This window comes from Kineococcus vitellinus (genome assembly GCF_009906315.1).
GTDB lineage: Bacteria > Actinomycetota > Actinomycetes > Actinomycetales > Kineococcaceae > Kineococcus > Kineococcus vitellinus.
On record NZ_JAAALL010000276.1, the window covers coordinates 1 to 5,926 of the forward strand.

Annotated in this window: 7 protein-coding genes; 2 read left to right on the plus strand and 5 right to left on the minus strand. The window is 77.1% G+C overall.

Translation table 11 applies throughout. From position 1 onward, the window contains the following. Positions 1 to 463: 463 nt before the first annotated feature. Both GTQ99_RS18740 and GTQ99_RS18745 read right to left on the minus strand, forming a co-directional pair. A complete protein-coding gene (locus tag GTQ99_RS18740; RefSeq protein ID WP_166617241.1) occupies positions 464 to 796 on the minus strand; it encodes a hypothetical protein in 333 nt (110 codons plus the stop codon). A 38-nt stretch (positions 797 to 834) separates the two neighbouring features. Beyond that, complete coding sequence (locus GTQ99_RS18745) at positions 835 to 1,773, minus strand: LysR family transcriptional regulator (protein WP_166617242.1); 939 nt, start codon at positions 1,771 to 1,773, stop codon at positions 835 to 837. Between the two features lie 61 nt (positions 1,774 to 1,834). On the opposite strand from GTQ99_RS18745, the gene GTQ99_RS18750 reads away from it, so the two are divergent. Then, positions 1,835 to 2,812, plus strand: coding sequence for a DMT family transporter (locus GTQ99_RS18750; RefSeq protein ID WP_240897726.1), 978 nt, complete (start codon positions 1,835 to 1,837; stop codon positions 2,810 to 2,812). Between the two features lie 59 nt (positions 2,813 to 2,871). Further along, positions 2,872 to 3,519, plus strand: a complete 648-nt coding sequence (locus tag GTQ99_RS18755) for a dihydrofolate reductase family protein (protein WP_166617243.1) — start codon at positions 2,872 to 2,874, stop codon at positions 3,517 to 3,519. Positions 3,520 to 3,556: 37 nt separating this feature from the next. Here GTQ99_RS18755 and GTQ99_RS18760 read toward each other — a convergent pair whose 3' ends face one another. The 3 genes from GTQ99_RS18760 to GTQ99_RS18770 all read right to left on the minus strand — a co-directional run bounded on the left by GTQ99_RS18760 (position 3,557) and on the right by GTQ99_RS18770 (position 5,707). Further along, positions 3,557 to 4,453 (minus strand): hypothetical protein, encoded by an 897-nt coding sequence (locus tag GTQ99_RS18760; RefSeq protein ID WP_166617244.1) that lies wholly within the window; start codon positions 4,451 to 4,453, stop codon positions 3,557 to 3,559. After that, positions 4,450 to 4,962 carry a SigE family RNA polymerase sigma factor gene (locus GTQ99_RS18765; RefSeq protein WP_205707788.1) on the minus strand — a complete coding sequence of 171 codons (513 nt, stop codon included), beginning with the start codon at positions 4,960 to 4,962 and terminating at the stop codon, positions 4,450 to 4,452. The genes GTQ99_RS18760 and GTQ99_RS18765 overlap by 4 nt, the downstream gene beginning before the upstream one ends. Positions 4,963 to 5,068: 106 nt before the next feature. Then, positions 5,069 to 5,707, minus strand: coding sequence for a response regulator transcription factor (locus GTQ99_RS18770; protein ID WP_166617247.1), 639 nt, complete (start codon positions 5,705 to 5,707; stop codon positions 5,069 to 5,071). Between the last annotated feature and the right edge of the window lie 219 nt (positions 5,708 to 5,926).

The window sequence follows — 5,926 nt, forward strand, 5'->3', positions numbered from 1 at the left end:
GGGTGGGTGGGGACAGCACGACGTGCGTGAGCGGGAACGTGCGGCTGTGACCGGTGTGCTCGTCTTCGCCCGGCGACGCCGCGACGCGGTCCTGCGCCCGGGCGACGGCGGTGGACCTCGCTCCCGGGGAGGTGCTGACCCGCCGGGGTTCCCTCCTCGTCGAGCACGCTGACGACGCGCCGACGGGTTGACCTCCACGTCCGCGAGCGAGGTCGACCGGGGGAGGGAGTTCCCTCCGGCGAGGTGGCGCACCCGGCGACGAGCGCGTCAGCGTCATCGTCGGCAGGACTCCGATCCGCTGCGGCACAGGATTTTCAGGCTGCTGCACCCTCGTCCGCGGAGAACCGGGTCCACGGATCGATCCCCCGCTGTCGTCGCGGGCCTCCCGCGCCGGGCCGGCGGGTTCGAGGAGTTCCAGGCCCCGGGCCGCCACCGCCCGCCGCCGGTCCTCCGGCCGAACTCCTCAGCCCGATCCCGAGCCGCTGCCGAACGGGAGGTGGGTGCCGACGACGGCGACGACGACGGCGGCCGCGAGCAGGAGCAGGAGACCGGCCCGCGCCGGCCTGCGCCGCGGGGCGGGGGCGCGGACGGCCTGGACCGCGCAGGCGCCGCCGACGAGCACCGCCCAGGTCAGCAGCGCCCAGCCGAGCAGCCAGGTGGTGGTGCTGACGGTCTCGGCCCCCTCGGTCCTGAACCCGACGAGGTCGCCGACGCCGAACGCGAGGGCCGCGGAACCGGCGAGGACCAGCGTGGCCACGGCTCCCGCCGTTCCGGAGGAGGACTCGCTCGCCTGCACGCGCCGAGCCTATTGCCCCCGGCGTCGTGGCGGGAGGCTCAGGAGCGGGGGGCGACCCCGCGCCCGCCGAGCCGGTGGATCTGCGCCTGGATGGCGGCGAGGAACGCGCTCAGGGCCGGAGTGGTCGGGACGTCGCGGGTGACGGCGACCAGGCGGCGTCCGAGGACGGCTCCGGCCACGTCGCGGACGGCGAGGGTGGCGTCCGCGGCGGGCAGGGTGAGGGCCGGGAGCAGGGCGACGGCTCCCGTGGTGCGGACGAGCTCGAACTGGATCTCGGCGTCGCCGGCGCGGTGGCGCACGTCGGGTTCGTAGCCGCCCAGGGCGCGGCAGGTGCCGACGACCATGGCGTGGTGACCGGTCCCCTCGGCGGAGGTCACCCAGGCCTCCTCGCGCAGGGCGCCCAGGGGGACGGGCCCGCCGCGCTGCGCCAGCGGGTGCGCCGCGGGCAGCACCAGCTTCGAGGGTTCCTCCAGCAGGGGCGCGAAGCGCAGGCCGGCCGGGCGGGGCCGGGGGTGCCCGTCGTACTCGTCGCTGATGACGAGGTCGACCGTGCCCGTGCGCAGGCCGGGCAGCGCCTGCTCCAGCTCCAGCTCGGAGACCTCCAGGCGCACCCGCGGGTGCTCGGCCATCGTGCGTGCCGCAGCCGGCACCAGCAGGCGCCGGGCCGCCGACTGCAGGCCGCCGGCGCGCACGGTGCCCCGCACCTCCTCCCCGAGCGCGGCCAGGTCGCTCGCGGCCGCCTCGGCGGCCGCGAGCAGGAGGCGGGCGTGCTGGGCGAGCAGGCGCCCGGCGTCGGTGAGCCGCACCCCGCGGCCGGCCTTCTCCAGCAGCCGGGCCCCGGCCTCCCGCTCCAGCACCCCCAGCTGCTGGGAGACCGCCGAGGGGCTGTAGCCCAGTGCGGTGGCGACGGCTCCGAGGGTGCCGCGCTCCGCCAGCTCCCGCAGCAGGCGCAGGCGGTGGAGGTCGAACGTGACCATCCATAGATGCTAACCATTCGACCCCAGATGTCGTCACTGGACCTGGCTGTTCGCGGTGTCGATGCTGGGACTCATGGGTCCCCTGCTGTGCTTGGTCTCCGCCGCGTGCTTCGGCGCGATGGCGATCTTCGGCAAGCTCGCCTACGAGGCCGGCGTCGCCCCCGGCGCGCTGCTCCTGGTGCGCTTCACCCTGGCCGCCGTCCTGCTGGCGGCGCTGCTGCTCCTGCGGCCCGCGCTGCGCCAGCCGCCGGCTCCCGCTCCCGCACCGGGTCGGGGAACCGCCGGTGAGCCGGTGGGCCGGCTGAGCCCGACCGTGGTGGCCGCGGCCGTCGCCCTGGGTGCCGTCGGCTACGCCACCCAGGCCGGCCTGTACTTCGCGGCCCTGGAGCGCATGGACGCCGCGCTGCTGTCCCTGCTCCTCTACACCTACCCCCTGCTGGTCACCGCGACAGCGGTCCTCCTCGGCCGCGACCGCCTGACGCCGCGGCGCTGCGCGGCGCTGGCGGTCGCCTCCGGCGGGACGCTGCTCGTCCTGCTCGGCTCCGGCGGCGCGGGCTCCTCCCCGCTCGGTGTGCTCCTGGCCCTCGGCTCGGCGCTCACGTACACCGCCTACGTCCTCGTCGCCGACACCCTCGTGCAGCGCACCGCACCGGTCGTGCTGTCCGCGCTGGTGATGGCGGGCGCCGCCGCCGCGCTGGTCGTGCGCGCGGCGGTCAGCGGTGGTGCGGACCTCGGCTTCGGCCGGGAGGGCTGGTGGTGGCTGGGGTGCATCGCGGTCGTGTCCACCGTCGTCGCCGTGCTCGCGTTCTTCGCCGGCCTGCGACGGACCGGCCCCTCGACCGCGGCGATCCTCTCCACCTTCGAACCCGTCGTCACCACCGCGCTGGCCGCGCTGGCGCTGCAGGAGTTCCCGGCCCCCGTCCAGCTCGCCGGTGGCGTGCTCGTCCTCTGCGCCGTCGCCGTCCTGCAGGTGCGGCCCGCGCGGGGAGGCGAGCGCGGTCACGACCTGCCGGCGCAGCCGGTGCCCTCGCGGCGATGAGTCCGCCGCCGCGCACGGGTCCACCCCGCACCACACGAGCGACGCACCGGGAGCAGGGCATGGGCCTCATCCACATCGAGCTGTTCAGCACCCTCGACCTCGTCGGGCAGGCGCCCGGGGGTCCCGACGAGGACCCCGAGGGCTTCTCCTTCGGCGGCTGGCAGGCGCCGCTGCTGGACGAGGTCTCCGGGGCGCAGGTCGCCGCCGCCTACGAGGGCACCGACGCCCTGCTGCTGGGCCGCCGCACCTACGACATCTTCGCGGCGTACTGGCCGCACCAGCGGGGCGGGCCGGACGACGGCATCGCCGCGCTGTTCAACCGGGTCCCCAAGTACGTCGCCTCGCGCGGCCGGCCGCGGCTGTCCTGGGCCGGCTCCACGCAGCTGGGTCCCGACCTGGCCGGCGCGGTGCGGCGGGTGCGCGAGCGCCACGAGCACGTCAAGGTCGTCGGGAGCCTGGACCTGGTGCAGACCCTGCTGCGCGAGAGGCTGTTCGACCGCCTGGACCTGTGGGTGCACCCGGTCGTGCTCGGCGAGGGCAAGCGGGTGTTCGCCGCGGGCGCGGTGCCCGCGAACCTCGCGCTGCTCGAGCCGCCCGCGGCCGGCCCCCGCGGCACCGTGCTGCTGCGCTACGCCCTGGCCGCCGGCAGGCCCGCGACGGGGGACATGAGCGCGCCCGGCCGCGGGGTCGGCCGCGAGGACCGTTGAGCCTGCTGCGCAGGGGGTTCCTCCCCGGCGGGGAACCTCAGGGCTGCACCGGCAACCGGCCCCCGGCGAGCAGCAGTTCCCCGGCCATCGCCTTCGCCTGCTCGGGCTCGACGTTCCACGACCGGCCCAGCTGCACGGCGTCGTCGTCGTCGTAGCCGGCGGTGGTGAAGGCCTCGCGCCGGGTCGCGGCCATCCCCTCCGCGGTGGGGTCCGTCGCGGGAGCCGCCGCGGCGCCGTCGGTCCCCGGGGCGCTGGGGCCGATGGGCAGCTGCCTGCCCGCCAGCAGTTCCGTGCCCCCGGCGATCTTCGCCTCGTAGGTCCCGACGTTCCACAGCCGCCCCAGCTGCGCGGCGTCGTCGATGGTGTACCCGGCGGCGAAGAACGCCTCGCGCTGCGGAGCCTCCGGGTCCGCCGCGACCGCGGGCGCCGCGACCGGCAGCTCGCGCCCGGCCAGCAGGTCCGCGCCGGCGCTGACCTTCGCCTCGCCGGGTTCCACGTTCCACAGCTGCCCCAGCTGCACGGCCTCGTCCCAGCCGTAGCCGGCGGTGAAGTACGCGTCCAGCTGCGCCTGCTCCAGCGGGTCCGGTGTCGCCTCCGCCTCCGCCTCCGCGCTCGCCTCGGCGGCCGCCTGCGCGCTGGCCCGGGCACTCGCTCCGGCGGCCGCCGAGGTGCTCACCTCCGGCGCTGCGGGCGCCCCCGCCGCCGGCGCCGGCGAGGAGACCGGGCCGCTGCCCGGCCAGCCGCCCTGCCCCAGCACCACCGCACCGACCACGCCCGCGGTGAGCGCGCTCGCCGGCGCCGCCAGCAGCGCGCGCCGCCTGCGCAGCCGCCGCCGCCCGCCCCGGCTCGCCGCGGCGGGCAGCCACGCCGGCGCCTGCACCTCCTGCACCGCCGCGACCATCTCCTCGCGCAGGCGGTCCTCCAGCTCGTTCACCGGCTCATCTCCTCCTCGTCCACGTCCGCGTCCTGGCGATCCGCACCCATGAGCTCGCGCAACCGGGCCAGCCCCTTGGCGGCCTGGCTCTTGACGGTCCCGCGCGAGACGTCCAGCTCGTCGGCGATCCGTTCCTCCGACCAGTCCTCGAAGTAGCGCAGCACGATGACCGCCCGCTGCCGCGGCGGCAGAGCGCGCAGCTGCGCCACGACGTCCGCGCGCGCCGCCCGGTCCGCCGCCCCGTCGGGGACGGCCCGCTCGTGCCAGTCGTGCAGGGGCACCTCCCGCGGACGCCGGCCCGCCCGGCGCCAGCGGTCGGTGACGGCGCGGCTCATCGCCGTGCGGGCGTACGCCTGCGGGTCCTGCACCGAGCGCCAGCGCACGTACACGCGCTCCAGCACCTCCTGCAGCAGGTCCTCGGCGGCCGCGCGGTCGCCGGTCAGCAGCAGCGCGGTCCGCATGAGCCCGCTGCTGCTGGTGGCGGCGAACTCCTCGAACGTCCCCTGCACGGTTCCCCTCCCGACGACGGCTGCACCCACCAAGACGCCACAGCGCCCCGTCAGGTTGCCCCCGGGCCCGACGCGGTGCCGACGGCCGGGGGAGCGGCTGCCGGCCTCAGCGGCGCAGGTAGCGCAGGACCGCCACCACGCGGCGGTTCTCCGCCGCGCCGGGCGGCAGGTCGAGGGTGGTGAAGATCCCCGCGACGTGCTTCTCCACCGCCCGCTCGCCGATCGCCAGGCGGGTGGCGATCGCCGCGTTGGAGAGCCCCTCGGCCATCGCGGCGAGCACCTGCAGCTCGCGCGGGGTCAGCTCGGCCACGGCGTCGCGGCCGTGGCGCACCAGCTGGGCGACCACCTCGGGGTCCAGCGCCGTCCCGCCGGCCGCGACGCGCTCGAGGGCGTCGAGGAACTCCGCGGAGTCGGCCACGCGGTCCTTGAGCAGGTAGCCGACGCCCGCGGCGGAACCGGCGACCAGGTCGCGGGCGATGCGGTTCTCGACGTACTGGGAGAACACCAGGACCGGCAGCCCCGGGCGCCGGCGCCGGCACTCCAGCGCCGCGCGCAACCCCTCGTCGGTGTGCCCCGGAGGCATCCGGACGTCGGTGACGACGACGTCCGGGACGAGCTCCTCCACCGCCGCGACGAGTTCGTCCCCGTCGCCCACCGCGGCCTGCACCTGGTGGCCGCGCAGTTCCAGCAGCCGCACCATGCCCTCGCGCAGGACGGCGGAGTCCTCGGCCAGGACCACCCGCAGGCGGGCGGCGGCGCCGGGGTTCCCGCGCGCACGGTGGTCCACGCCGGCGATGGTAGCGGGCGGTGCCCGCCGCGTTCCTCGTGCTGGCACGAACCCGTCCCGGGCGGCCGGCACGAGCGGCGGACGGGCGGTCTGCGCCCTGGGGCGGCGCCCTCCGCCCCGCCAGGCTCGAGGCGTTGTGCCGCAACCCGTCCGCGGCACGCGCGACCGTTCCGGAGG